This is a genomic window from Lysinibacillus sp. GW821-FHT14F06 (assembly GCF_058803665.1).
Genome location: NZ_JBXAPF010000001.1, coordinates 190,850 through 216,894 on the forward strand (window position 1 = coordinate 190,850; position 26,045 = coordinate 216,894).

At 38.0% G+C, this 26,045-nt stretch carries 24 protein-coding genes and 1 riboswitch; of the genes, 11 read left to right on the forward strand and 13 right to left on the reverse strand.

Features of this window, described 5'->3' with window-relative positions:
- Positions 1-362: 362 nt before the first annotated feature.
- Positions 363-626, reverse strand: coding sequence for a Parvovirus coat protein VP1-like protein (locus AC1RNS_RS00940; RefSeq protein ID WP_492990118.1), 264 nt, complete (start codon positions 624-626; stop codon positions 363-365).
- Between the two features lie 298 nt (positions 627-924).
- On the opposite strand from AC1RNS_RS00940, the gene AC1RNS_RS00945 reads away from it, so the two are divergent.
- Positions 925-1,980, forward strand: coding sequence for a DUF418 domain-containing protein (locus AC1RNS_RS00945; RefSeq protein ID WP_492990119.1), 1,056 nt, complete (start codon positions 925-927; stop codon positions 1,978-1,980).
- Positions 1,981-2,088: 108 nt separating this feature from the next.
- On the opposite strand, the gene pruA is transcribed toward AC1RNS_RS00945, so the two are convergent.
- The gene (gene pruA, locus AC1RNS_RS00950; protein WP_492990120.1) at positions 2,089-3,633 is read right to left on the reverse strand and encodes an L-glutamate gamma-semialdehyde dehydrogenase; all 1,545 of its coding nucleotides are present in this window, start codon (positions 3,631-3,633) and stop codon (positions 2,089-2,091) included.
- A 179-nt stretch (positions 3,634-3,812) separates the two neighbouring features.
- Here pruA and AC1RNS_RS00955 point away from each other — a divergent pair, with 179 nt between their 5' ends.
- Positions 3,813-5,150, forward strand: a complete 1,338-nt coding sequence (locus tag AC1RNS_RS00955; protein ID WP_492990121.1) for an AAA-type ATPase lid domain-containing protein — start codon at positions 3,813-3,815, stop codon at positions 5,148-5,150.
- A gap of 32 nt (positions 5,151-5,182) precedes the next feature.
- Here AC1RNS_RS00955 and AC1RNS_RS00960 read toward each other — a convergent pair whose 3' ends face one another.
- Both AC1RNS_RS00960 and AC1RNS_RS00965 read right to left on the reverse strand, forming a co-directional pair.
- Complete coding sequence (locus tag AC1RNS_RS00960) at positions 5,183-6,157, reverse strand: proline dehydrogenase family protein (RefSeq protein ID WP_492990122.1); 975 nt, start codon at positions 6,155-6,157, stop codon at positions 5,183-5,185.
- 344 nt (positions 6,158-6,501) lie between these two features.
- Positions 6,502-6,975 (reverse strand): YbaK/EbsC family protein, encoded by a 474-nt coding sequence (locus AC1RNS_RS00965; protein WP_492990123.1) that lies wholly within the window; start codon positions 6,973-6,975, stop codon positions 6,502-6,504.
- A gap of 129 nt (positions 6,976-7,104) precedes the next feature.
- On the opposite strand from AC1RNS_RS00965, the gene AC1RNS_RS00970 reads away from it, so the two are divergent.
- The 3 genes from AC1RNS_RS00970 (at position 7,105) to AC1RNS_RS00980 (ending at position 9,605) form a co-directional block, all read left to right on the forward strand.
- Entirely contained in the window at positions 7,105-8,256 is a 1,152-nt protein-coding gene (locus AC1RNS_RS00970) for a PstS family phosphate ABC transporter substrate-binding protein (protein WP_492990124.1), read from the forward strand.
- A gap of 31 nt (positions 8,257-8,287) precedes the next feature.
- A riboswitch (guanidine-I (ykkC/yxkD leader) is annotated at positions 8,288-8,383 on the forward strand.
- A gap of 566 nt (positions 8,384-8,949) precedes the next feature.
- Entirely contained in the window at positions 8,950-9,291 is a 342-nt protein-coding gene (locus AC1RNS_RS00975; RefSeq protein WP_492990125.1) for a DMT family transporter, read from the forward strand.
- Entirely contained in the window at positions 9,291-9,605 is a 315-nt protein-coding gene (locus AC1RNS_RS00980; protein WP_492990127.1) for a DMT family transporter, read from the forward strand. The genes AC1RNS_RS00975 and AC1RNS_RS00980 overlap by 1 nt, the downstream gene beginning before the upstream one ends.
- A 47-nt stretch (positions 9,606-9,652) precedes the next feature.
- Here the strand turns inward: AC1RNS_RS00980 and AC1RNS_RS00985 are convergent, their stop codons facing one another.
- The 4 genes from AC1RNS_RS00985 to AC1RNS_RS01000 form a co-directional block, all read right to left on the reverse strand.
- Positions 9,653-10,528 carry a glycine betaine ABC transporter substrate-binding protein gene (locus tag AC1RNS_RS00985; protein WP_492990129.1) on the reverse strand — a complete coding sequence of 292 codons (876 nt, stop codon included), beginning with the start codon at positions 10,526-10,528 and terminating at the stop codon, positions 9,653-9,655.
- Between the two features lie 59 nt (positions 10,529-10,587).
- Complete coding sequence (locus AC1RNS_RS00990; protein WP_492990131.1) at positions 10,588-11,442, reverse strand: ABC transporter permease; 855 nt, start codon at positions 11,440-11,442, stop codon at positions 10,588-10,590.
- Complete coding sequence (locus AC1RNS_RS00995) at positions 11,435-12,634, reverse strand: quaternary amine ABC transporter ATP-binding protein (protein WP_492990132.1); 1,200 nt, start codon at positions 12,632-12,634, stop codon at positions 11,435-11,437. Before AC1RNS_RS00995 ends, AC1RNS_RS00990 begins: the two co-directional genes overlap by 8 nt.
- Before the next feature lie 329 nt (positions 12,635-12,963).
- Positions 12,964-13,599 carry a GntR family transcriptional regulator gene (locus tag AC1RNS_RS01000; RefSeq protein ID WP_492990133.1) on the reverse strand — a complete coding sequence of 212 codons (636 nt, stop codon included), beginning with the start codon at positions 13,597-13,599 and terminating at the stop codon, positions 12,964-12,966.
- 270 nt (positions 13,600-13,869) lie between these two features.
- On the opposite strand from AC1RNS_RS01000, the gene AC1RNS_RS01005 reads away from it, so the two are divergent.
- From AC1RNS_RS01005 to AC1RNS_RS01020, 4 genes are read left to right on the forward strand one after another with little or no spacing between them, the layout of a single operon-like run.
- Positions 13,870-14,601 (forward strand): GTP cyclohydrolase II, encoded by a 732-nt coding sequence (locus AC1RNS_RS01005; protein WP_492990134.1) that lies wholly within the window; start codon positions 13,870-13,872, stop codon positions 14,599-14,601.
- 13 nt (positions 14,602-14,614) lie between these two features.
- Complete coding sequence (gene ribD / locus AC1RNS_RS01010) at positions 14,615-15,724, forward strand: bifunctional diaminohydroxyphosphoribosylaminopyrimidine deaminase/5-amino-6-(5-phosphoribosylamino)uracil reductase RibD (RefSeq protein WP_492990135.1); 1,110 nt, start codon at positions 14,615-14,617, stop codon at positions 15,722-15,724.
- Entirely contained in the window at positions 15,721-16,806 is a 1,086-nt protein-coding gene (locus AC1RNS_RS01015) for an FAD-dependent monooxygenase (protein WP_492990136.1), read from the forward strand. The genes ribD and AC1RNS_RS01015 overlap by 4 nt, the downstream gene beginning before the upstream one ends.
- A 15-nt stretch (positions 16,807-16,821) precedes the next feature.
- Positions 16,822-17,388, forward strand: a complete 567-nt coding sequence (locus AC1RNS_RS01020; protein ID WP_492990138.1) for a 5' nucleotidase, NT5C type — start codon at positions 16,822-16,824, stop codon at positions 17,386-17,388.
- A gap of 39 nt (positions 17,389-17,427) precedes the next feature.
- Here the strand turns inward: AC1RNS_RS01020 and AC1RNS_RS01025 are convergent, their stop codons facing one another.
- The 5 genes from AC1RNS_RS01025 to AC1RNS_RS01045 all read right to left on the reverse strand — a co-directional run bounded on the left by AC1RNS_RS01025 (position 17,428) and on the right by AC1RNS_RS01045 (position 22,518).
- Complete coding sequence (locus AC1RNS_RS01025; protein WP_492990140.1) at positions 17,428-18,195, reverse strand: IclR family transcriptional regulator; 768 nt, start codon at positions 18,193-18,195, stop codon at positions 17,428-17,430.
- A gap of 87 nt (positions 18,196-18,282) precedes the next feature.
- A complete protein-coding gene (locus AC1RNS_RS01030; protein ID WP_492990141.1) occupies positions 18,283-19,422 on the reverse strand; it encodes a CaiB/BaiF CoA transferase family protein in 1,140 nt (379 codons plus the stop codon).
- Positions 19,423-19,442: 20 nt separating this feature from the next.
- Complete coding sequence (locus AC1RNS_RS01035; RefSeq protein WP_492990142.1) at positions 19,443-20,249, reverse strand: enoyl-CoA hydratase/isomerase family protein; 807 nt, start codon at positions 20,247-20,249, stop codon at positions 19,443-19,445.
- A 50-nt stretch (positions 20,250-20,299) separates the two neighbouring features.
- On the reverse strand, positions 20,300-21,367 hold the full coding sequence (locus tag AC1RNS_RS01040; protein WP_492990143.1) for an acyl-CoA dehydrogenase family protein: 1,068 nt from the start codon (positions 21,365-21,367) through the stop codon (positions 20,300-20,302).
- Positions 21,364-22,518: an acyl-CoA dehydrogenase family protein gene (locus AC1RNS_RS01045; protein WP_492990144.1), complete on the reverse strand. Its 1,155-nt coding sequence runs from the start codon at positions 22,516-22,518 to the stop codon at positions 21,364-21,366. Before AC1RNS_RS01045 ends, AC1RNS_RS01040 begins: the two co-directional genes overlap by 4 nt.
- A 219-nt stretch (positions 22,519-22,737) precedes the next feature.
- Here AC1RNS_RS01045 and rpoN point away from each other — a divergent pair, with 219 nt between their 5' ends.
- Both rpoN and AC1RNS_RS01055 read left to right on the forward strand, forming a co-directional pair.
- On the forward strand, positions 22,738-24,072 hold the full coding sequence (gene rpoN, locus AC1RNS_RS01050) for an RNA polymerase factor sigma-54 (RefSeq protein ID WP_492990145.1): 1,335 nt from the start codon (positions 22,738-22,740) through the stop codon (positions 24,070-24,072).
- Positions 24,073-24,309: 237 nt separating this feature from the next.
- Positions 24,310-25,725: an amino acid permease gene (locus AC1RNS_RS01055; protein ID WP_492990146.1), complete on the forward strand. Its 1,416-nt coding sequence runs from the start codon at positions 24,310-24,312 to the stop codon at positions 25,723-25,725.
- Positions 25,726-26,045 lie beyond the last annotated feature (320 nt).

The window sequence follows — 26,045 nt, forward strand, 5'->3', positions numbered from 1 at the left end:
GCTATTCTATTTTCCACATGCAGTGTTCTAGATAAAAATTATCCAGTTGAATCAAGTCTTAAAATGCAATCTTGGGGAATGAAAGATTTTCGTATTATTGACCCTGATGGCTATTATCTGAGATTATCTTCGTATAAAGATTAGGAAAGAGGCCAGGACAGCCCTTTTGATATGCTCCCCCTTGATAAACAGATTTTATTTTTTAATCTGTCTACCTAATAGGGAGCATATCATAAGCTCTTCTATCCTTTTAATTTCTATACATATAATGTGTGTCATTAAATAAAAATTCACTATTTAAAATAGTTTCAGCTTAAAACTTGACTTTTAATAAAAAGAAATACAATGTGAGCTTTTTCATCTTAAAAGAAGCGATTACGTATTTCGAAAATATTGTAAAATAATTTAGCATCTCTAGCTATTTTATCATTTGTCTTCATATATGGCTGTAAGCAGTTTTGAAACAGCTCATCGCAATGTTTTGTACGACCGTATCGAGCATAGCATTCATCATGTTGCTTACAGCATGCATCTACAGCATTCGTTGGTGCACCTGGTCCTGAACAACCTGGCCCACAATATTTATAGCCTGGGTAACAAAAGCCAAGCTTACGCTGTCTGTTCATCATCTAACCCCTTTCTAAAAGAAATAGTTATTATAAAATATGAAGTTTTGGTCTGTGAAAGGGGATTTAAAACTAGTAAAAGCGAAAAAATACAGAATAATCTGAATGCCTTTCCAAAAAATAATTTGTAAGGTTACTGTAAGCTTTAAAAAAAATATGTGTAAGGATGGAAAGCTATGATAGCAGTAGCACAATAATATTAAGGTGCATAAGCAAATCCTGCTGTCGATTCAATTCGGCTTGTCGTGCAGGCTTCACTTATGCGGAAAAAAGATTGAAAGATAAGGAGTATTACTGTATGAATTCATCCATTACACAAAAAGAAAGAATAGTTTCCTTAGATATTATTCGAGGATTAGCACTGTTTGGTATTTTATTTATTAATGTGGCTGCCTATCAGGTAATCATAGAGGGAGGACCGATGCCTGACTATAGTGGAATAAATGGTCTAATCGATAGACTTATCGATATATTTATTGAGAAGAAATTCTTTTCGATTTTTTCCTTTCTATTTGGTGTAGGCTTTTATATTTTTGCTTCTCGTGCAGAAGCTCGAGGTGACAAACCAAAATGGCGTTTCGCAAGACGTTTATTAGCCTTGCTTCTAATAGGTATTGTTCATATTTTTATTTTCTGGGGTTCGATTCTTGCCATTTATGCTGTAATAGGATTCTTCTTATTACCATTTTATAATGCAAAGGTCGCAACGATTGGTAAATGGCTATTTGCTATTATAACTATTCATGTACTTGGTATTATGGGACAAATATTTATGCCAAATAACGGGGCTCTCTCAACTGCATTTAGTGTAGTTGGAAATGATGCAATAACTATTTATATTATGTTTTTAACTGGTTTTTTAGTAGCAAAAGCAGGTTGGATTAGTCATGTAAGTGATCATTTCAAACAAATAAAATGGATACAGTTTATAACATTACCATTCTTTATAGGTATCTCAATATGTATTTGGTTTGCATCTCAAGGTGATAATGAAAATCTACCATTACTAATTGGCTTAGGAGTCATTCCAACCACTTATTTTTATTTGGCTTGTCTATTTACTATTTTGGAGAATGAAAAAATCGCTAAATTCCTTCAACCCATTGGCAGAGTTGGTCAAATGGCGTTTACCAATTATTTAGCTCAAAGCTTTATTGCACTAGCGATTATATCTTTAATGGGACTAGAGGTTGTTTCACCCTCAGATATCGTGTTAATAGCTAGCCTAGTCTTTGTGATACAAATAATCTTTAGTGTTATTTGGTTTAAATTCTTTAAAATTGGTCCGTTTGAAAAGGTATGGCGCTTTATGACATATGGAAGAAAAAACACTACAAATAAAAAAATAAAATAAAGTGAAAAATCCCTAACAGCTAGTTTTTTGAGGCTGTTAGGGATTTTTATATTTAAGAGTTTCTTCTATTATATATGTGTTACTCTAATATGTTTTTATCTTTGTTAATTAAAGCATTTCTGAAGTTGTTTTTGCTTGCATATGAAGCTGTAGGTAGTCTGGACCACCAGCTTTTGAGTCTGTACCTGACATGTTGAAGCCACCAAATGGTTGGTAGCCAACGATGGCACCTGTACAGCCACGGTTGAAGTAAAGGTTGCCAACATGGAATTCTTCACGTGCTTTTTCTAAGTTCATACGGTTTGTCGTAATTACGGCACCTGTTAAACCATATTCTGTATCGTTCGCAATTTCAATAGCGTGATCGAAATCTTTTGCTTTTGCGATCGCTACCACTGGTCCGAAGATTTCTTCTTTCATAATACGTGCAGAAGGCGCTACGTCAGCAAATACTGTTGGTTGTACGAAGTAACCTACTGAATCATCTGCTGTACCACCAGATACTAGACGACCTTCGCCTTTTCCGATTTCGATGTATTCCGTAATTTTGTTGAATGCTGCTTGGTCAATAACCGTTGCCATGAAGTTGCTGAAATCTGTAGGATCACCAACTGTTAAAGCGTTTGTTAGCTCTTCTACACGATTCACAACTTGGTCATACACATCTTCTACGATGACAGCACGAGAACATGCTGAACATTTTTGACCAGAGAAACCAAATGCTGATTTCACGATGGATTGTGCAGCTAGCTCTAAATCTGCTTCTTTATCCACAACGATTGTATCTTTACCGCCCATTTCAGCGATCACACGTTTAATCCAAATTTGACCATCGTTAAGGACAGATGCACGTTGGTTAATACGTAAACCAACATCACGTGAACCTGTGAAGCTGATGAAGCGCGTTTTTGGATGATCTACTAAGTAGTCGCCCACTTCAGCACCAGAACCTGGTACAAAGTTCACCGCACCTGCTGGAAGACCAGCTTCTTCTAATACTTCAATAAATTTATACGCCACAACTGGTGTTGTTGAAGCTGGTTTTAATAATACTGTGTTCCCTGTTACTAAAGCGGCCACTGTTGTACCCGCCATAATCGCGAATGGGAAGTTCCAAGGTGAAATAACAATGCCGATCCCTAATGGAATGTAGTCATAACGGTTGTACTCACCTGGACGGCTTTCAACTGGCTGGCCGTTTTTAATACGCAACATTTGGCGACCATAATATTCTAGGAAGTCGATTGCTTCTGCTGTATCAGCATCTGCTTCAGCCCATGGTTTCCCAGCTTCTTTTGTTAAAAGTGCAGAGAATTCATGTTTACGACGACGAATAATCGCTGCTGCTTTGAAAAGCACATCTGCACGAATTGCTGGATCTACTTTTTTCCATGTTTTAAATGTTTCATCGGCTGCTTGCATCGCTTTTTCAGCTAAGTCCTTGCTCGCTTTTGACACGCGACCAATCACTTCTGTTTTCTTAGCAGGGTTATACGAAACGATTTTATCTTCTGTCGTAATACGTTCGCCACCAATAATAAGTGGATAGTCTTGACCTAAATAACTTTCAACTTTATTTAAAGCCTCTACGTAAGCGTTGTAGTTTGCCTCTTGTGAAAAATCTGTGAACGGTTCGTGTTTGTATGGAATCATGTCATTTTCCTCCCATGGATAGAAGGTGCCAAATGATTATGCACCTTTCGAGATTGTGATAATTATATAATGCAATATAATTTGGCATTAATCAACTCAAATATTAAAACTTTTTTAATTTTTGCATCTGTTTTTCTTATTGGTGTTAGAATAGGCTTAAGGGAATACAGGAGGACAAGATGGATAATAATGTACTACAAAGTATTTATAAATACGTTATTGAAAAAGGTGATATGGGCGTTTGCGTTATCGATACGGAAGGCAAGCTGCTCATATACAATAAAAAGATGAGGGAACTAGAAGGCGTGAACGAAGATGAGTTCGAGGAGAGGCGAGCCTTAGAGATTATTGATTTCGAAATCGAAAAAAGTGATATTTATAAGGTTCTAAGCTCTGAAATGCCAGTGCTCAATGTGAAAAAAACGTATTGGAATAAAAAAAATCAAGAAGTGACCTACATAAGCAATATTTATCCGTTGCACTATGAGGGTATTTTAGTGGGAGCTGTTGAATTTGCCCGAGATATTACACAGCTTGAATACATGATGTACCAGCCATTACGAAGGTATGGCGCACCATTGACATTTGATATTATTACGGCTGTATCGGCAGTCATGAGGGATGTCATAGAAAAAGCAAAGGTTGTTGCACTAAGCAGAATGCCTGTTGTGTTGATCGGAGAATCAGGTACTGGTATAGATATGGTGGCTGAAGGAATTCATCATGATCTAAAGGTGCAAAATGATATGTTTATTGCTCTAATCTGCCGTCGAGATGAGAAAACAGTGCTAAAGCAATTTGAAAAATATATTGTTGAAAAGGAAAAAATTACTTTTTTTGCTGAGCGTATTGAATATTTATCGCTAGAAGCTCAAGAAAAGGTTGTTGAGCTTTTCAACAATCATCCAAATCATAAGCATGTTTTAATTGCTAGTGTAGGTAAAGATCCAATTGATTTAATTCAAAAGCATGAACTATCCAAAACACTTTATCGACTATTTTCAGGTATCACGATTTATGTGCCACCTTTACGAGAAAGAAAAGAAGATATAATGCCATTTATTGATGATTATTTCAAAAGGCATCGTGACAGCTTTGGCTCATCTATCCAAGGGCTTTCAGAAGAGGTGCGAGAGACCTTTCTAAAATATGACTGGCCAGGTAATTTAAAGGAATTAGAAGTGCTATTGGATGAAATCACCTCACTCATTACGAATGAAACCATCGTTGAACCACATATGTTGCCTGTCCATTTTAAGTGGAAAATTCAAAGTGCATGTGAAGAAATTGAAAAAGAAGCTTCTACGAGTGATTTATTTGTTATTAAAAATCAGCAGGACATAAGACCACTAGACGTCTACATGAAAGAGGTAGAGGAATATTATATTTCGAAGGCGTTAGACTTTCATCAGGGTAATATTTCCAAAACGGCTGCTGCGTTAGGGATACGTCGACAAAGCTTACAATACCGTGTGAAAAACTATAAGCTCAATAAAAAAGGCGAAAACATTGATTAACGATGTTTTCGCTTTTTTGATAGCTTGCTATGTTATTTTCTTTTTTTAGAAAGGCGACCGAGGGCAAATGCTGCTGCACCTATGCCGATAGCCAAGTTTGTATTTTTATTAAACACTTGTTTTGTAACAAGTGCTACATTTTGAGGGCGTTCTGCTAAACGGCGCATAAAGTATCCATACCAATCGTTACCAAATGGTAGATATGTGCAGAAGTTGTAGCCTTCGCGTGCAAGGTCTAGTTGCATTTCTTTACGGAAGCCGTAGAGCATTTGGAATTCAAACTTGTCATTTGAAATATTATGTTGTTTAACAAATTGCTTCACATGGTTGATTACATTGTGGTCATGTGTAGCGATAGATGTAAATTTACCATGCAATAAATGATATTCAATTAGCTTCAGGTAGTTACGATCGATATCACCTTTTGATTGATATGCTACATTTTCTGGTTCTTTGTAGGCACCTTTTACAATGCGTAAACGGAAGTTTTTATATTTCTCAATATTTTCCTCTGACTCAAAGAAGTAAGCTTGAATAACTGTACCAACGTTATCAAATTCTTTGTGTAACTCCTCAAGTAAGTCAAATGAGCTGTGTAAACGCTCGTAGTTTTCCATATCGAAATTCACAAAAATATTATATTGATGTGCAAGTTCCACGATTCCTTTTAAATTTTCGTAGCAAAATGCATAATCAATATCTAAACCTAGCTGTGAAGGTTTAAGTGAAATATGTGCGTCCAGCTGTTCATCATGGATAGCTTGAACTACAGCTAAAATATTATTTTTCGCAGCCGTTGCCTCTGATTTTTCGTATACGAATTCACCAAGATTATCAACTGTACAAGAAATATTAGCTTTATTTAATTCTTTGATTGATTGCACAACTTCAGGAAGGCTTGTGCCAGCAACAACGCTCTGGGCTCCCATTTTTAGTCCATATTTTTGTGCAGCGCTATTTAATAATTTGTTTTCTGATAAGTAAATAAAAAAGTCACGTAATACCATAAAGTAACCTCCAAAGTTGAAAATTTTAAATTCTTGGCGATTATAACACTTTTTTTAAAAAGTAAAACTATTAGATTTTTAGTGAAAAATTATTTTATTGGTAATGAGATGTTGTGATTACTGACTTTTTTTAGATACACAAAAGGAAAAAATATTTTTTTCTGAAAAAAAGGCTTTTCAAAAGGAATTTTTTCTTTTATTTTGGATTATAACTATGCATTTTTAGGTGGGCATTAGATGAGTAGGGGAGTTATAAATACTCTATATTATAGTGGGATATTATTTTACTGAAAAATAATCGATGAAACGACCTTAAATGTTTCATCGATTAGGGAAAAATGACATTATTCATTCCAGCCTTTGCAAACATCTATCCATTCTTGATAAGGTGTGTAGGTTTCTAGTTCAAAAATCGTAAGCTCAATGGCAGAATTACTACTACCACATGCTGGGAATACTGTTGTAAAACGTTTAAGTGATTCATCTAAATAAATAGCGACACCATCATTCACACCAAAAGGACAAACACCTCCTACTTCATGTCCAATCTTTTCAAGGACTTCATCTTTTGCTAGCATTTTTGCCTTTGTTCCAAAGATAGCTTTAAATTTAGCGTTGTCAATTTTTGCATCCCCCGCGGCAACGATTAATACCGCGCCATCGTTCACAAGAAACGATAAAGACTTGGCAATGCGTTCTGGCTCACAACCGAGTGCCTGTGCTGCTAATTCCACCGTAGCAGAGCTTTCGTCTAGCTCCAGTATTTTGTGTTCCACATTCCATTGTGCTAAATGCTTTTTTACCTTTTCAATTGCCATATGTATTTACCTCCTTGGCATATTTAAGCTTTATTTTAACATAATTTTCAGAATAAATAGTTGTTTATCTATCGTAAATAGCCTATTATAAATATATAGTGTAAAATTACACTTTTAGGAGGTGAGGAAATGCTTTCGAAATTACTACAAACGCTTTTTGTCCTAATAGGATTGCTATTTTTTACGGGGATAGTTGGGTTATATGTATTGTTAATGGGCGGAATACATTTTAGAGGATTACTAGTTGTAGTTCCACTATGTTTATTTGTTCTATTTGTTTGTTTGATTTTTAATTGGTTGTCAACAAAGAAGCGCAAGGTTTGGCTAGCTGGAATAATGGGAATCTCACTATGCCTTGCCTTAGTTGAGCCTCTTCAACATTACTACAAAATGAGTATCCCAACAGTTGATGCTGAAATTGATGTATCAGCCTATCAACCATTTACGGAACATAACCTAGTTATTAAGCAAGATACAAGTACTTCATTACAGCTCGTTGAACCTTTGCCACGCTTAGATGGAGCAACGGCAATGTATCCACTGTATGCTGCCTTTGTAGAAGCGACATATCCAGAGAGTGATTATCCTTATTACGATAGTAGAGTAATGGTAAGCCGTACACCTGAAGCGTATCAAAATTTAATCTCCGGAGAGGTTGATCTAATTTTTGTAGCAGCACCATCAGAATCCCAAAAGAGACAGGCTGAGCTGCAAGGGCTTACTTTTGATATGATTCCTATTGGACGAGAGGCGTTTGTCTTTTTTGTTAATCATAAGAACGCTGTAGAAAACTTAACACTGGGACAAGTTCAGCAAATATACGCTGGCAAAATTACAAATTGGCAGGAAGTTGGCGGTGAAAATGATGCGATTCGTGCCTTTCAACGTCCGGCTGATAGCGGAAGTCAAACAGCACTAGAAAAAATTATGGGGGATACACCAATTATGGAAGCACCTGCTGAAAATGTTGCAACAGGCATGGGGGGCATTATCCATGAGGTATCTCAATATCGTAATTATAAAAATGCTATTGGCTACACGTTTCGATTTTATTCTACGGAAATGGTCAATAACAAGGATATTAAATTATTGTCCATTGATGGCGTTGCGCCTACAAAGGAAAATATTCGTAATGGTACATACCCACTTGTATCTGAATTTTATGCGATTACAGCAGGGACCGATAATCCGAATGTAAAGAAATTTATAGACTGGATTGTATCAGAGGAGGGGCAAGCAATAGTCGAAAAAGTCGGCTATGTTCCAGTGGAAAATAACTAAATAGTTTGTTATACTAGTGGCATAATCATATATGATAGTTTTCTAGGGTTCCGTAGCATTAGCTAGTCTGGTCCGAGAGAAAACCACAAATTGTTTTGTGACACGGAAGGATAAAAGCCTGGGAGATACTGTTTACGACAGTGTTCTTCAGGCTTTTTTTGTTTGGCTAAAATAAGGTTATGCTTTTAATGCTGGTATTTTGAAATGTGTGCTGAATCGAGCGATACTGAGAGAAAAATGCTCTGCTCGGGGAGAGGGTTGCTCAGGTGGATGGGAATACTGCTCGGCCTGGAGGGAAATTCGCTCAGGTAGATGGGAAAAGTGCTCGGCCTGAGGGAAAATTCGCTCAGGTAGATGGGAAAAGTGCTCGGCCTGGGGGGAAATTCGCTCAGGTGGATGGGAAAAGTGCTCGGCCTGGGGGGAAATTCGCTCAGGTGGATGGGAAAACTGCTCAGCCTGGGGGGAAATTCGCTCAGGTGGATGGGAAAAGTGCTCGGCCTGGGGGAAAATTCGCTCAGGCGAATGGGAAAACCGCTCGGCTTGGAGAGAAAATCGTCCCGCTCAGTCGAAGTGCATAGCGCTTCACCCAGAGAAAAAACACGCAGATATAAATTTCATTCAACAAGAAATAAAGCTAAACAACCTTAGGATAGTCGTTGATCCGTGTCTAGCAATCAAATGGAGGAATTCACTATGAATAAACAATGGGCAAGTGTTATCATTGCCGCTTTTTTTGAAGTCGGTTGGGTCATAGGCTTAAAGCATGCGGGAAATAGTTTTGAATGGATAGGTACAGCTATTGCTATTTTTGTTAGTTTTTATTTATTAATTAAAGCTGGGGAGTGTTTGCCTGTCGGAACAGTTTATGCAGTATTTGTAGGCTTAGGAACGGCAGGAACGGTGTGTGCAGATAGCTTGCTATTTGGAGAGCCGTGGAAAATCGCTAAAATTTTATGTATTGTGGTGTTACTTGCAGGGGTTGTGGGCTTAAAGCTGGTGACTGGGGAGCCGAAAGATAAAGAGGTGAGTGAATAATGGCATGGATGGCATTAGTGATTGCAGGGCTCTGTGAGATGATGGGTGTTTATATGATTAGCAAATATAATGATACCAAGAGCATTAAAAATTTAGCACTATTGATTTTTGCATTTACTTTAAGCTTTGCTGGGCTAGCATATGCTATGGAAACTTTACCGATGGGCACAGCCTACGCCATTTGGACAGGAATTGGAGCGGCGGGTGGAGCATTACTAGGTATGCTGTTCTTCAATGAATCAAGGGATTGGAGACGTATTATTTGTATTGCGTTGGTGCTAGGAGCAGCAATTTCCTTGAAATTACTATCGTAAAATAAGAAAAGCACTTCCTCATTATAGGGAAGTGCTTTTTGAAAATATTATTTTTTTACATCCTTTGTCCATTCAGCTACTGTATCAGCATTTTTTTCTATCCAGTCTTTTGCGGCATCTTTTGGATCTTTGCCATCCATAATTTCAAGCATTACACTTTCTAAATCTTCTGATGTCCAATGGAAATTATCTAGGACAGAATAGACATCTGGTTGATCCTCTTTTAAGCCTTTGCGAACGAATGTATTAATGGTTTCTTCTCCACCATAAACGCCCTTTGGATCTTCTAAATATTTTAGATCATATTTGGCGAATTTCCAGTGAGGAGACCAGCCTGTCACGATAATTTCTTCCTTATTTTTAAGGGCTTTCGCAAGGGAAGTTGTCATGGCGCCAGATGAAGAGGTTACTAGATTCCAATCAGATAAGTTATCGTATTCCTCTAACGCCTTGTCAGTTGCAGCCGTGATTCCTGCACCAGGCTCTATACCTGTTATTGTGTGATCCGCCTCATTTGCTAAATCCTCAATTGAGTTTACATTCATATAGCTTGGTACTACTAAACCAATTTTTGCACCAGCCAGGTTTTCACCTAGCTCATCTAAGTCAGACTTATATTTGTCGTACTGAGAGGCATGTGTATGAGGTAGCCATGCAGCAACCATTCCGTCTGCTTCACCTTTTGAAACAGCCTCCCACATGATAGCATTATCAAGCGGTGTTAATGTTACATTATACCCTAAGTCCTCTAGCACCTGACCAACGACATTAGTGGAAGCAATTTCTGTATCCCATTCCACATAGGCAAGGTTGACATCCTTTGAGTCCCCACTGCTCTTGTTAGAATCATCGCCACTACATGCGGCAAGCATAAAGCCGAGACCTAAAGCCATCCCTAATTTAGATAAAGTTCTCAATTTCATCGAATCTTCCTTTCTCATTTATAAATTTGAAAAAAACGCATCATGTTGCTATGGTTTTTCTAGGCTGCTTTCTTTTTATTAAAGCTTTGTGTTAAACGATCAATAATAATCGCGAAGATTACTAAACTTAAACCTGCCACAAATCCATTACCGACTTGTGTACGTTGCAATGCAGTTAATACTTCACGGCCAAGTCCAGGAGCGCCAATCATTGAGGCAACGACCACCATTGATAGTGAAAGCATAACTGTTTGGTTAATACCTGCCATGATGGTTGATTTAGCGAGTGGAACCTCCACTTTAAATAATTTTTGGCTTGCCGTACTGCCGTAGGAATCAGCAGCTTCCACCAATTCTTTTGGAACCTGGCGAATACCGAGATTCGTCATACGTACTGTTGGAGGTAATGCAAAAATAACAGAGGAAAAAACACCAGGTACAATTCCAATGCCAAAGAAGGCAACTGCCGGAATCAAGTATACGAAGCCGGGCATTGTTTGCATAAAATCAAGAATAGGCTTAATAATATTTTCTGCTACATTAGACTTGGACATAAGAATACCAAGTGGAATACCAATAATAATTGAAATAATACTTGAGAAAAGTACAAGTGTGGTTGTTTCCATAAGATGTGACCATAAGCCTTGGTTATAAATAAATAACAGACCAATGAATGAAAAAGCAGCGAGCCCAAATTTTTTGCCCGTGATGAAAAAGGCAAAAATGACGACAAGTACTATAAGAATAATGGCAGGAATGTTTATTAATAAATCAGTGACCTGATTCATGAGTAGTTTTCCAGATTTCTGAATAGCGTTAAACAACACTGAAAAATTACTCGTCAACCAGTCCATAGCTGATTCTACCCATGGAGCTAGCGGGATTTTTGGAATATTGTCTAATAAATTATTCATGTGTTACAGCCTCCTCATCGCTAGTTGATAATGCTTCGATGACAACGCCACGAATGAGAACTCCAAGTAAACGCTCATCTTTTACAACTGCAATAGGAGTAGGAGAATTATGAATCAAACCTAAAATGTCCTGTAATAGCATATCTGGTGGAACGGTTAACACCTCTGATTGAACAATGGAATGCACGGTTTGTTCATGCTTTTTAGCAGCTGCCAGTGCGTCATCAGCCGTAATATAGCCTTTTAAATGACGATTTTTGTCAACAGCCATTAGCAAACTAACAGCTTCTTGGCGCATTCTCTTAAGGGCTACGGCAGGACCATCTAAGTCAACATTGACATATACAGGTCGTACCATAACATTCTCAGCAGTTAATACTTTAGAACGATCAACATCTTCTACGAAGGTTTTTACATAATCATTTGCTGGGTTTGTTAATATTTCTTCTCCCGTGCCAATTTGAATAATCGAGCCGTCCTTCATAATGGCTATACGATCTCCAATACGCAATGCTTCATTCAAATCATGGGTGATAAATATAATGGTTTTCTTCAATGTTCGTTGTAAATCGAGTAATTCATCTTGCATTTCTTTCCGAATTAATGGATCAAGTGCTGAAAAAGCTTCATCCATTAGTAAAATTTCAGGATCATTGGCAAGTGCCCGTGCTAATCCGACACGTTGTTGCATACCGCCTGATAGTTGATTCGGAAACTGGTCTTTATACGCAAGTAAGCCAGCGTTTGCGAGTGCCTGTTCCGCTTTTGCTTGACGTTCTTCCTTTGAAATGCCCCTGATTTCAAGGCCGTATTCGGTATTTTGAAGAAGTGTACGATGGGGGAATAAACCGAAGTTTTGAAAAACCATACTCATTGCGTTCCTTCTAACATTTCGTAAACTTTCTTTACCCATTGACGAAATATTTTCTCCATCGATATAAATGTTTCCACTAGTCGGTTCAATCAGTCGGTTTAAAAGTCGAATAAGGGTTGACTTTCCACTCCCTGATAATCCCATGATAACGAAGATTTCACCTTCATTTACGGTAAAACTTGCATCATAGACACCAACAGTTGCACCTGTTTCTTTTAAGATATCAGTCTTGCTTTTTTGTTGCTTGACGAGTTCTAATGCTTGAGGAATATGTTTTCCAAATACTTTTGAAACATGCTCCACTTTTATTTTTTCCATAGAACCACTCCTTTCGAAGAATAATTTAGCCTTGGCGTAAATGTGCTGTTGCACAAATAAATAGTTTGTCCGGCTTTTCCGGGACATTCACCAGAGACTATATCTTCACATCTGCATCTCATCACCTATAGAGGTGGGAGTATTCTATAGCCGATATTTCACTTTCGCTACAAACATTTGCTGCATGAAGATAACCACTATTTGAGGATAATGATACCCAAAAATAAACAAGTAACAACTCAAGACTAACAAAGAGTTGTTACTTTTGTCAAATCGGTAAATCAGAAAAAATCCGCTTAAACGCTGTGATATCAGCGCTTAAGCGGATTTTAATTTGGATATAAAAAGCTCTGAACACGAGCGAAGCTTTCATCATTACCAATAAAGTAAATAATATCACCTTCTTCAAACGAAACATATGGACCAGGTGATAGTAATAATTCATTTCCTCGACGGATACCAACAATCGTACTAGATGTATTTTGCCAAAAATTCAAAGCTTGTACTGTTTGATGGATACAAGGACTTTCGACAGTCATTTCTAACTGATAAGGGATAAACGGATTGACGGATCGGAAATGTTCAGTTCGACTAATAAGCTGTTTCGTTTTATCCTGTAGGTTCAATAATTCTTGATGCTGCTTCTGAATACTAATCATCAGCTCAGTTTGCAGCTCATGGACAGATTGTACATCTTGAAATTGTCGGACAAAATGTGCTGCCTTTTCGTACGATTTGATAATGACGCCACTGCCTTTTGAAGCCTCTACGATTTCTAAGTCCTGTAAAACTGCGATAGCTCTTCTTGCCGTTTCTGCAGATACATTATATTGACTTGCAAGAGAGGATCTTGCATAAATTTTATCGCCAATACTATATTTTCTTTCTACAATTTTTGAAGCAAGATCTACTGCAATTTGCTGATATTTTGGCTGCTTCACCTGAACATTCTTTTCTAAGTTCATTCTAAACTTCCTTTCATCATTACAATTACCTCAGCTTATTATAGACTAGCCTGCACAGAAAAAATAGCATCTCCATAAGCTATTAGTATATCATTAAAACGTCTTATAGCAGTTTTCGTTTCTATATATTTTTAGTTATAGTTTAGGAGCAGTTGTTTGACAGTTTTTAGTTATTATTATAAACTAAGTTACGTTATGTAAGTGATGTGAAAATACACGTGCTCAGTTAGTGAAATGAACTAACTGTTAACAATAGAAGGTTGGATGAAAATGACAATTACAACAAAAGTTATGGATATAGTGAAAGATAAAATGATTATTGTACAGCACTCTAAGACAGAACATATTTGCTTAGTTGGGCCAGTAAAGTTACCAGTGAAACAAGGTGATTTTTCAGCCATTTTTCAATGGTATAACTGGCTAAAAGTAGATGCAAATTTATCGAAAGAAGAAATCATTGACGGATTAGTTTCAGCCAATTTAGCTTTCTCTCAACAATCTTCAGTGCTTGTTTATGGTGAATTTACCCATACAGACGATGTTTTAATCCGTATGCATAGTATATGTCATACAGGTGATATCTTTGGCAGTCAGCGCTGTGACTGTGGCTATCAATTACATGAATCAATGAAAATGATTGTGGAGCATGGCAGTGGAGCTATTTTTTATTTAGCGGATCATGAGGGGCGTGGCATTGGTTTATTCTCCAAATCTCTTGCTTATTTATTACAAGAAGAGGGATTGGATACGGTTGAAGCAAATCATGCACTAGGCTTCTCAGACGATACTCGTTCCTATGAAGAGGCAATTACCGTATTAGGTGCCCTACGTTCAAAGCCAGTTACGCTAATTACGAATAATCCGAAAAAGCTTGCAGCATTACAGGCACATGGCTTAGCGGCAGAAGGACATGTCCCATTATGGGGAGGTCTGACAGAGACAAATCGTTATTATTTAGATACAAAGGTCGAAAAATCTGGACATATACGCGAAGAGAAATGAGGTGAGTTGCGAGATGACAACAGATGAAAAATATATGCAATTAGCACTAGATTTAGCCGCTAGTGCAAAAGGCAATACGAACCCGAATCCACTTGTTGGGGCAGTAATCGTAAAAGATGGCATAATTGTAGGCACAGGCTTACACAGAAAGGCAGGTGAGCCACATGCGGAGGTTCATGCTTTCCGTATGGCTGGAGAACATGCAAAGGGTGCTACACTTTACGTAACACTTGAGCCATGTTCACATTATGGAAAAACACCTCCTTGTGCGAAATTAGTAAAGGAATCTGAAGTTAATCGTGTTGTGGTTGCCATGCAAGATCCGAATCCTGCTGTGGCTGGTCGTGGTATTCAGCTACTACGTGATGCAGGGATTGAGGTAGCTGTAGGCGTTCTGGAGGAGCATGCTCAACGTTTAAATGAACGTTTTATTCATAATATGTTAACAAAACGACCATTTATCATTTCAAAATACGCGATGACATTAGATGGAAAAATAGCGACCCACACTGGTCATTCTAAGTGGGTGACAGGTGAGGAGGCTCGTCAGGATGTTCATCATATTCGACATCAAGTAGATGGGATATTAGTTGGTGTTGGCACGGTGATAGCTGACAATCCTTCCTTGACAACAAGGCTACAAGAGGGGTACGGGAAAAATCCAGTACGTATCATTATGGATAGCACACTCCGCATACCAGCACATGCTCACGTACTAGATGTGAAAGAAGCTAACACGATTATTGTCTGTGATAGGAATGCAAGTTTAGAGAAGATAGCTGTCTTACGTGAACAAGGTGTAACAGTTATTCCAGTGCACAGTAATCAAGAGGGCCTTATGATAGATGATATGCTTGATAAGCTCTATCAATATGGCATTACTGATATTTTAGTGGAGGGCGGCAGTGCAGTAAATGCTTCCTTTTTACAGCAGAGTGCGATTGATAAATATGTCATTTATATTGCACCAAAAGTTCTTGGAGGAAAATTATCCTTAACACCATTTGCCGGTCCAAATCCTTCAACAATGGATGCATCATGGGATGTTGAAGTTGCATCCATTGATAAGATTGGGCAGGATTTACGTATTATTGCTTATCCGAAAAAGGGTGAGGGCAAGTGAATTATCAAGCCGATGTTTGTATCGTAGGCGCAGGGCCAGGTGGTGCATTACTGTCCTATTTATTAGCCAAGAAAGGTCTCTCTGTCATATTATTAGAGCAAAATGCAGCACTTGGTCAGGCATTTCGTGGCGAGCATTTAAATGAGGAGGGGGAGGCTGTTTTGAAAAGTCATCAGCTTTTTGATGCAGTCGAAGCACTCGGCATATTACGTATGGAGAAGCTTGAATATTACGCAGAAGGGAAAGCTTTTAAAACAATCTTTCCTGATGATGCTGTTGGACATTTAGGGATTCATGTACCTCAAGCAAATTTATTACAGGGAATTTTACAAAAGGCACAGCAATTTCCTCATTTTTCATGCTTCCTACATACTAAAGTAACGCAGCTTCTAAAGGATTCCTCAGGTAGGTATATAGGCGTTGTTGCAACAAAGAATGGGGGAACTATTGAAATTGACAGTCAGTTAATAATTGGGGCTGACGGTCGTTATTCAACTATTCGTAAGCATGCACAAATTGATATTCAAAAGCGCAAGCATGGCTTTGATTTACTTTGGGCAAAAATTCTGGCCCCACAAGGCTGGGAGCCGTCTATAAAAATGGCCTTAATAGGAGATAAACAGCTATCATTGTTTACGCAGGTTGGTGGCTTTATTCAGATAGGGTGGAATATTGAGCAGGGAAGTTTTGCACAATTAAAAAAACAGGACTTTACTCCGTTTATCCATCAGCTTTCAGAGGCATTTCCGGAATTAGCAGACTCAGTAAGAACACAGATCACCTCTTGGCATGACTTTGTCTTGCTTGATGTTTTCAGTAGCCTTTGTGAAAGCTGGGGAACAAAAGGTATTGCTTTGCTAGGAGATGCTGTTCACACGATGACACCAACAGGGGCATTTGGCCTTAACAGTGCGTTAAAGGATGCAGATTGTTTAGCATCGCTGTTAAAGAAAGAGTCGCTTGCTCAATTCGATGTGAAAAGATTCCAGGAAATGCGTGCACAAGCTATTGAGGAAGTTTTGGCAAAACAACTAGAGAAAGAGCAAACCTTCGCAGCAAACTTTATCAACAAGGCGTCCTGAAAGGAAGAAAATAACATGAAATTTGGCTTTGATATAGATGACACACTCATTGATTTACGTGCTCATGCCTTTTCACTCTATAATCAAAAACTAGGTAAAAATATTGCACAAGAGGTATTTCAAGCATTGCAAAGGGTGGAAATTCATGAACCGTTTGGGTTAACAGACATGGAAGGAGCAAAGATGTGGAATGACTCCATGGAGGAAATCTATTTTACAGACTGTCCTTCCTTTGAGGGAGCCCTTGAGACACTTCAATTGTTAGCACAGCAGGGACATGAAATTTATTACATCACATCGCGTCCAAAGCAGTATTGTAAGCGCACAAAGACATGGATGGAAGCACAGGGCTTCCCAATCAAAGATGGCTACTTTTTCTGTGGCATGCAGGATACAGAAAAAGTAGAAATTATTCACAAGCTTGTCTTAGATGTCTATGTGGATGATAAACCAGCAGTCTTAGAAACACTTGGCAATGTAGCAACAAAAGTAATCTTAAAAAATCAATCCTATAATCAGCAAGTAGAATTGCCACGATTGAAACATTGGAATGATTTTCTTAAAATAATCCATATTGTATGAAGAAATCCCGAATGAGGTATGAGCTCATTCGGGATTATTTTAAAATAATTGTTTTTCAATTTCTAAGCCAACGCTTTGAATAGTGCCAATTAGTTGATTTTCATCATAGTCATTGTATCGTACTTCAGGTATGACCAATGACACGGAGGCAATAACTTGCTGAGAAGCATCTAAAATTGGAGCCGATAGCGAGCATGCACCTCGTACACGTTCACTATTGCTTTTTGCAAATCGTTGTTTACGAATTTGCAGTAATTCCTCCCATAGCTGCTCTTTGGAAAGAATGGTTTTGTCTGAGATTAATTCAAGCTCTATACGCTCAACATATTCCTCTGCATTTGCCATAAAAGCGAGCAATGCTTTAGAAGAAGCTCCCGCATAAAGAGGAGAAGTGTCCCCAACGAACATCTTTGTTGAAAGCGGGTAGGTTGAATCGTAGTTTAATATACAGCGCCTTTCCAATCCATCAATTATATTCATGGAAACACTCTCACCAAATTCTTCATTTAACTTCTTTAAAATGGGCTCTGCAACAATAATTAGACTCGATTCTTCTTTAACTAAATTTCCTAGGTACAGAAGTGAATGCCCTAATTGATAGCGCTTTGTACGTTCATCTTTATGCAGAAAGCCTTCATATACAAAGGTAGAAACGAAGCGCTGTAAACTAGAGATGCTTATCCCTGTTTTTTTACTTAACTCGGTAAGAGAAAGGCTAGGTTCATCTTTTGTAAAAGCTTTTAATACTTTAATAGCTTTGTGCAGCGATGACATTGTATAGTTTTTTTCGAAAATCTCTTGATTCATCTCAACACCTACTAAAAATCATATTTACAGGATATCAGACTTTTATCTTAATAAGATAAAAATTACTTCTATTATAGCGTAAATTGATTAGAGGAGAGAGGTTTTTTGGAATTCAATTGTATGTTCTCCAAGTAACGGCGGTGCTAATTTATATTGAATATTTAAATTGGAAAATTTTAATGGGCTTTTAATAAATTTGATTGTCCCATATTGTTCGTGCTCAAGTTCACCAATCATATCACGAGCGATCAACTGGGGTTGTGCTAGTGCCTCAGCAATCGTATTCACACGACCACCGGGAATTTTAAATTGCTGTAATAATGTAATCCATTCATCCCGAGTTTTAGTAATTGTAATAGTAGCTATCATCTGTACAAGCTCAGCCTCATGTTGCTTACGCAGGGTATTTGATAAAAAGCGCGGATCCTTTGCCCATTCCTCATGTTTCAGCATCGTGCAAAACTTTTGAAACTGTCCATCTGTCCCGACACAGATCATTAAGGGACCATCTGCACATTGAAATACTTGATACGGAGCAACATTATTATGGCGATTCCCTAGACGTTGTGAGGAAAAGCCTGTATTTAAATAAGCACTTGCTACATTTGCTAAGCTACTCATTTGGACATCTAATAAAGCTAAGTCTATAAATTGCCCTTGATCAGTTAGATCTCGTAGTCGTAAGGCAGCTAAAATACTTATGACAACATAATTAGACGTTAAAATATCTGCAATAGGTACACCCACCTTTGTTGCTTCACCCTCAGGTGAGCCAGTGACATGCATTAAGCCACTCATTGCTTGAATAACCGGGTCAAAGCCAGGTTCGTGTGCAAGAGGGCCAGTTTGCCCGAAACCTGTGACTGCACAATAAATAAGGCGTGGGTTTACTTTTTTCAGCTCTTCATAGCTTAGTCCCATACGTGCCATATCCCCAGTTTTAAAATTTTCAAGTACGATATCTGCATCTTTGACAAGATCTTTAAATCTTTCTCTACCTTCTGTTGTTTTTAAGTCTAGTAGAATTGATTTTTTATTTCGATTGGCACATAAATAGTACGTACTTTGCTCTTGCACAAATGGTCCCCAATCTCGCATACTATCGGAGCCATTTGGGTGTTCAATGCGAATTACTTCCGCTCCTAAATCTGCCAGCATCATGGAGCCAGCAGGGGCAGCATAAACACGTGATAAGTCTAGCACTCGAATATTTTCAAGAGGTTGCATGATTTCTCCTCCTACACACATCATTTATAAACAGGCTTACGTTTTTCTACAACCGCGCTTACACCCTCTTTAAAGTCATCCAATTCTGTGACAATCGCCATTTGCGATGAAATATAATCAAGGGCAGTACGTAAATCCATGCGTTGACTTTGATAAACAGCACGCTTAATGAATTGTAGTGTTGTAGTAGGTCGACTTGCTAAGTCTCGTGCATAATTCATTGTGTATTCGTCTAGCTCATGGTCATCCACAACAAATGTTACAACACCTTTGTCTTTTGCTTCATCTGCAGTTAGTACACGAGCTGTCCAGAACATATCCAATGCTTGATCAATACCAATTAATTTTGGTAAATAATAAGCTCCACCATCACCAGGCACAATCGCAACGTTTATATAGCTCTCTGAAATCTTTGTAGATTTAGCGGCAATCCGAATATCACACATTAAGGCCATATCAAGCCCAGCTCCCATTGCAAAACCATGCACCTGTGCAATAACGGGCTTATCAATTTCTTCAAGGAGAAGGGGAATGCGCTGAATTTTTTTCCAAAGTGAATTTTTTCGTGCTAAACCTGTAGAAGAGATATCTTCTTCGCTTTGGAAAAAGCCCTTACCTGCTTGCATTGCTTTAATATCGCCGCCCGCACAAAAAGACTTTCCATTACCTTTTACAATGACAGCTCGAATATCGTTTGAATCACGAACAATTTCCAGCGCTTTTATCCACTCAGTAATCATTTCTTCACTAAAAGCATTGTACGTCTCAGGTCTATTTAACGTAATGGTTGCAATATGATCTCGCACTTCAAAAAGTAAATCAGTCATTGAAAAACACTCCCTTTAGGTTATTGGTTTGAATGTATTTACTGCAAAATTCATCCTTCTACTTTGAGTAGTGGAGAGCTACTAGTCAAATATGTCCAAAGACTATCCTCGCTATTTTCCATTAGCTGTAATGCTACAATATTAGTCCAATAAAAGGAATCTACTCCTTCGTCTCGCCATGCCCAAAGTCTACGTGTAAATTGATGCAAACTATGTTCGTGGGTTGTACCAATGGCTGCGTGTACTTGGTGTGAGATGGTTGTAACTGTTTGAATGATTTCTTCAAAACGAATGCGGGCGTATGCCACCTCATTTTTTTCATTATTTGTCAGAAGGGCTTCGGTTACATTATTAAATGCCGCTAAAGCAATAGCTGTTTCACCTGCTAAGTGAACAATATGCTGCTGAACAAGCTGGAAGCGGTGAATCGGTCGACCGAATTGCTCACGTTCCTTCGTATATTGAACGGTTAAGTCATTTATTTTATCAATAGCACCAGTCATCAGGGCTAATTGAAAGGCGGTACAGAGTGTTGTTAAAGTGTGTATTTCATTAGGAGATAACACAGCAGACATTTGTGAAATTAGTGCATGTTGGAATGTCACTGTATCACGCGGCTCGCCTGCTAAATTTGTGCCTTGTTTAATTTCAGCCTGACTTAAATCTATTGCTACAAGATGCGTACCCTCTGTACTATGAGCAAGTGTTACTAGGTGCTTCACATGACGTGCCCATGGAATATGATGAGCCTCACCCGTTAGTGTCCCGCTCTCTAACGTAAAGACTTGGTTCATAGATAACCTATATGTCGCTAAACCTTCTAGTACCTGTAACTTCGAATACTCCAGTAAATAGTTCGCAAAGGTTGTTTCAAAAAATGGAATAGGAGCAGCGTATTTTCCAGTTAATCGAACAATATTCAGTAAATCTTCAATATCGCCCCCCGCACCTCCATTTTCTTCGGTAACGGCTACAATCGTCATACCATTTTCCTCAAATAATTCCCATAATGCCGGTGCCCAATCACCTTGTTCTACAGTATCGACTAAATCTTTATCGACATTTTCCTTTAACATGCGCTCAACAACTTCTGTAATCATGTCTTTCATCTCACTCATTGTGCTACAACTCCTTTCGCTACAACACCATACAATACTTCTGAAGTGCCACCTCTAATTGTAAAGCCTGGCGCATGTAAAATAGACTGAGCCATAAAGCGATCAATTTTACGATCGGCATCAAGTGAAGGATAAGTCTGTATGATTAGACGTGTGATTTCAGGAATACTTTGCTCGAATTTCGTTCCAAGTGCTTTCACAAGTGCTGCTGGAATAGATACATCTTCACTATTGCCAGATTCTAAAAGCTGAGCCACACCAATTGATAGATTTCGTAGACTCCAAAGACGAGCAACAATTTTGGATGCTTGCATTAATCCTTGTGAATTGTTTTGGCGCTTTAGCTCTTGAATAAGCTCATCTATTAATGGAAATGTGCTCAATATTCTCTCTGGACCACTACGCTCAAAGGCAAGCTCTGCTAATCCTTGTGCCCAGCCATTACCGATTTCTCCAACAATCATATTGTCCGGTACAAAAACGTTATCAAAGAACACCTCATTGTAATGATGCTCGCCAGTTAAATATTTAATGGGAACAATGGTTACACCCTGTGCCTGTAAATCGATAATAAGCTGACTTAGCCCTGCATGCTTATTCTTCCCATCAAAAGGACTTGTACGTACTAAAGTGACCATATAATGGCAAAGATGAGCGTTACTCGTCCATATTTTTTGCCCATTTACAATCCAGCCACCTTCTATTTTTTCGGCACGTGTACTGACAGAAGCTAGGTCAGAGCCACTATTAGGTTCACTTAAGCCTATGCCAAAATAGCATTCTCCTTTCACGATTTCAGGTAAGAAAAATTCACGCTGTTCTTCTGACCCATAACGTAAAAGAAGTGGACCTGTTTGGCGGTCGGCAAACCAATGCGCTGCAACAGGAGCGCCGATGGCTAAAAATTCCTCGGTTAAAATATATCGATCTATAGTACTTCGTTCTTGACCACCATATTTTTTAGGCCAGGTTAAGCCAATCCAGCCCTTTTGACCAATTAATTTGGAGAATTTAGGATCATCTCCACTTAACCAAGAATCACATTTTTGTGTGAAGGTCCCTTTTGCTAATTCATCCTGCAGAAAAGCTCGAACCTCTAAGCGAAATTGTTCCTGTTCTTCTGTAAATTGCACCGTTGGTAAATGAAGCATTTCATCATTCCTCCTGTTTTACCGCAATGTGGTAACTATTATTTTATATGTGTATTTTATGACTTCTTATGAATGGAGTCAATGTATTTTTTTGAATTATTAAAATCTTTGTTGCGGAGGGGTAAGTGATGAGGTGGAAGTAATATTTTTAATCAAAAAATGGTAAAATGCAGAATAAACGTGTTACTATGTAGAAAATTCTGTTATGGAGGTAAGGGCATGCAAATGGCTATCAAAACTTCCCAAAAGGTAATGCAAGTTTTATCAGCGCAGCTTGTACAGCATTTAGAAATTTTGCAATACTCCACAAATGAGCTAGAACAGTTCATCTATGACAAAGCTAATGAAAATCCTCTGTTAGTTGTTACTGATGCTGCAGTAAAAAGTCAATACGAGGAAATTTTCCAATTAGCAAGCTGTTCCGTTAAGAATTTTTCCTCGCAATATTATGAGCCAAAAAGTAATTTGTTTAATTTCGAGATGGGGCTAGCTGCAAAAGAAAGCTATGAACGGTTTTTATTGGAACAGGTGCCTATTCATAAAAATCTTTCTTCTATGGATTTAAAAATCTTAATGTTTTTAATTCAATCTTTAGATGATCGTTTATTTTTAGATGTTGATATTAAATTGGTCGCCGATAGATTTAAAACAAGTAATTTTCATGTAGAGGCACTATTGGATTTACTCCAAACATTTGAGCCAGTAGGAGTAGGGGCACGTAATACGAAAGAATACTTACTAATTCAAGTAGATAGAGATGAGCTTGCACCTAAATTAACCTACCAATTTATCAAAGATGATTTAGAGTTAGTAGCTGCACAGGCCATTAAACAATTAAGTAAAAAGTACAAAACGCCAATACAAGAAGTAAAAAAAACTTTGGACTATATAAAAAATTTACAACCAGTAATAACAGGAGATAAATTGGAAGCGATTCCATATGTCATTCCTGAAATTGAAGTGGAGAAAATGGATGAGGAATGGTTGATTAAATTAAATCGTGGATATATCCCAACCGTTACAATTGATAAACATTATGTAGAAATATTAAAGAATGATCCAAATTGTAAAACATATTTCCGAGACACAATGAAAGATGCTCTGTTATTACTACAAGGAATTGAGCAACGTGATAAAACACTTTATGAACTAGCTAGATTGCTAGTGAAATTGCAAAAGGATTTTTTCCAACAAGGGTTTGAAGCTATACAGCCCATGCGTTTGAAGGATGTAGCAGACATTTTAGGTTTACATGTATCAACGATTAGTCGTGCTATTCGTGGAAAATATATTAAAACCTCTCATGGCGTATATGCTTTACAAACGTTATTTACTAAGGGCGTGATGAATAGTTCAGGAAAAATGGATTCTATTATGTATATAAAAAAGCGACTTAAACAGTTGATCGAAGGTGAGGATAAACAAAAGCCTTTAACGGATCAGCTAATTACTAAAATATTAAGTGGAGAAGGGATTCAAATTTCTAGACGGACAGTAGCGAAGTACAGAGAGGAAATGAACATTTTGAGCTCATTTAATCGGTCATATGGATAGATGATGTAAATGAAGTGTCAATGATGTACATTTGCATCAAAAATTCGAAATCGCATATGAGTCTATTCATGAACCAATCATTTTAAATGACAACAATTGGAGGTATGGATAGATAATTATTTGAAATTTTTAATAATTGAATAGAGTTGGCATCCAATTTGCTCATTAAACGGTAGACATTGAATTAGAGGAAAGGGGCTAGTAAATGTCTACATAAAATACTAAAGGGGTGCTTTAATGGGAGCTTTGCAAAAATCACTGAAAACACGGCATATTACAATGATTTCCATTGGAGGGGTAATTGGTACAGGGCTATTCGTTGGTACAGGAAAAAATATATTAAGCACTGGTCCAGCAGCAGTCGTTTCATATGCAATTGCATGCTTACTCATCGTTTTAATTATGCAAATGGTTGGTGAAATGGCGGCAGGAGAAATTGTTCTAGGGGAAAAAGCTAATGGTTCGGCAGAGTTAGGTTCATTTGCTTCATATGCAGGAAAGTATATTGGTCCATGGGCAGGCTTTACTGTTGGCTGGCTATATTGGGCAAGCTGGGTATTTATTGTGGGGTTAGAGGCGGCACTTATTGGAGGAATGCTGCATAACTGGTTCCCGTTTATACCAATATGGGTTGGGAGTATTGGCATCACATTGTTAATGACCATCATCAATATTTATTCTGTAAAATCATTTGGGGAATTCGAATATTGGCTTTCCTTCGTCAAAGTTTCTGCCATTATTGTATTTTTAGTAGTTGGGCTAGCTATGATTTTAGGCATTTGGCCAAACTATGAAGCAAAGGGGCTAGGAATCTTAACAGAATTCGGTGGATTTGCACCAAATGGTATTGTCCCAATTTTCACTGCCATTGTATTTGTTATTTTCTCAATTTGTGGTGCAGAGGTAGCGGCTATTGCGGCAGCAGAATCTGAAAATCCAGCGAAAAATATTGTTCGTGCCATTCGCAATGTTGTGTTTCGATTAGGGCTATTTTTTGTAGGCTCAGTAGCTATTATGGTGTTAATCTTACCTTGGAATGATACAAAAATGTTGGCAGCGCCATACGCAAATATTTTAACGATGGCAGGGCTCCCTATTGCTGCTCAAATTATTCAAATTGTCATTTTTATTTCATTAATCTCAGTTTTAAATTCGGCACTTTATACAAGCTCACGTATGTTACTTGAAATGTCACGTCAGGGTGATGCACCGAAAATCTTTTCTCAAATTAAAAATCGGCGGGGAGTACCTGTACCTGCCATTATCGGTAGCACAGTGGTGGCTTATATTTGTGCGATGCTATATTTTATTTCACCTGAAGTTATCTTCTATTTTTTAGGTAACTGTGTTGGTGGATTGATGATTGCGGTTTATATTTTTATTGCTATTTCTCAAATTCGTTTCCGACGTTATTATGACAAGGTTTCAAATGAGCCATTATCGATTAAAATGTGGTTATTCCCATACCTATCGTATGTCACTATTGGTATTTTAACTGTTGTTTATTTCTGTCAAGCGCTCATTGAATCTTTACGCTCTCAGTTTTATTTAAGCACATTAGTTTTAATTGTCTCAGTTGTGCTGTTTATGATTATGCGAAAGTTGTCGACAAGACCAACAGAGCAAATAGAGGAAAAGCTAGCCTCAGAGTAGAATAGTATGGTGATGTTCCTAATCGTAGTGATTTAACTTCTTTCAGCAAATATCTTTAGTACCGAAAGCGTAGCGGCAGGTACAGAAGTCTCCCGCCTCTATAGGTGGTGAAATGAATGTGAATTTAAGCTACTTTTCAGAGGGTGTCCAAACACCCGCTGAAATAGAGGAACTCAGGCTAAAATCTTCCCATCCTGTGAAAACGCCTGAGTGACCAACATCGTGCTGCTGTTGCTACGTTAGCACTACGCTTTCGCGCAAAAAACATCTGTTGGCCCAAAGCCTCTGGCGGATGTCACGGAATCGGAAAGGAGTTAGTA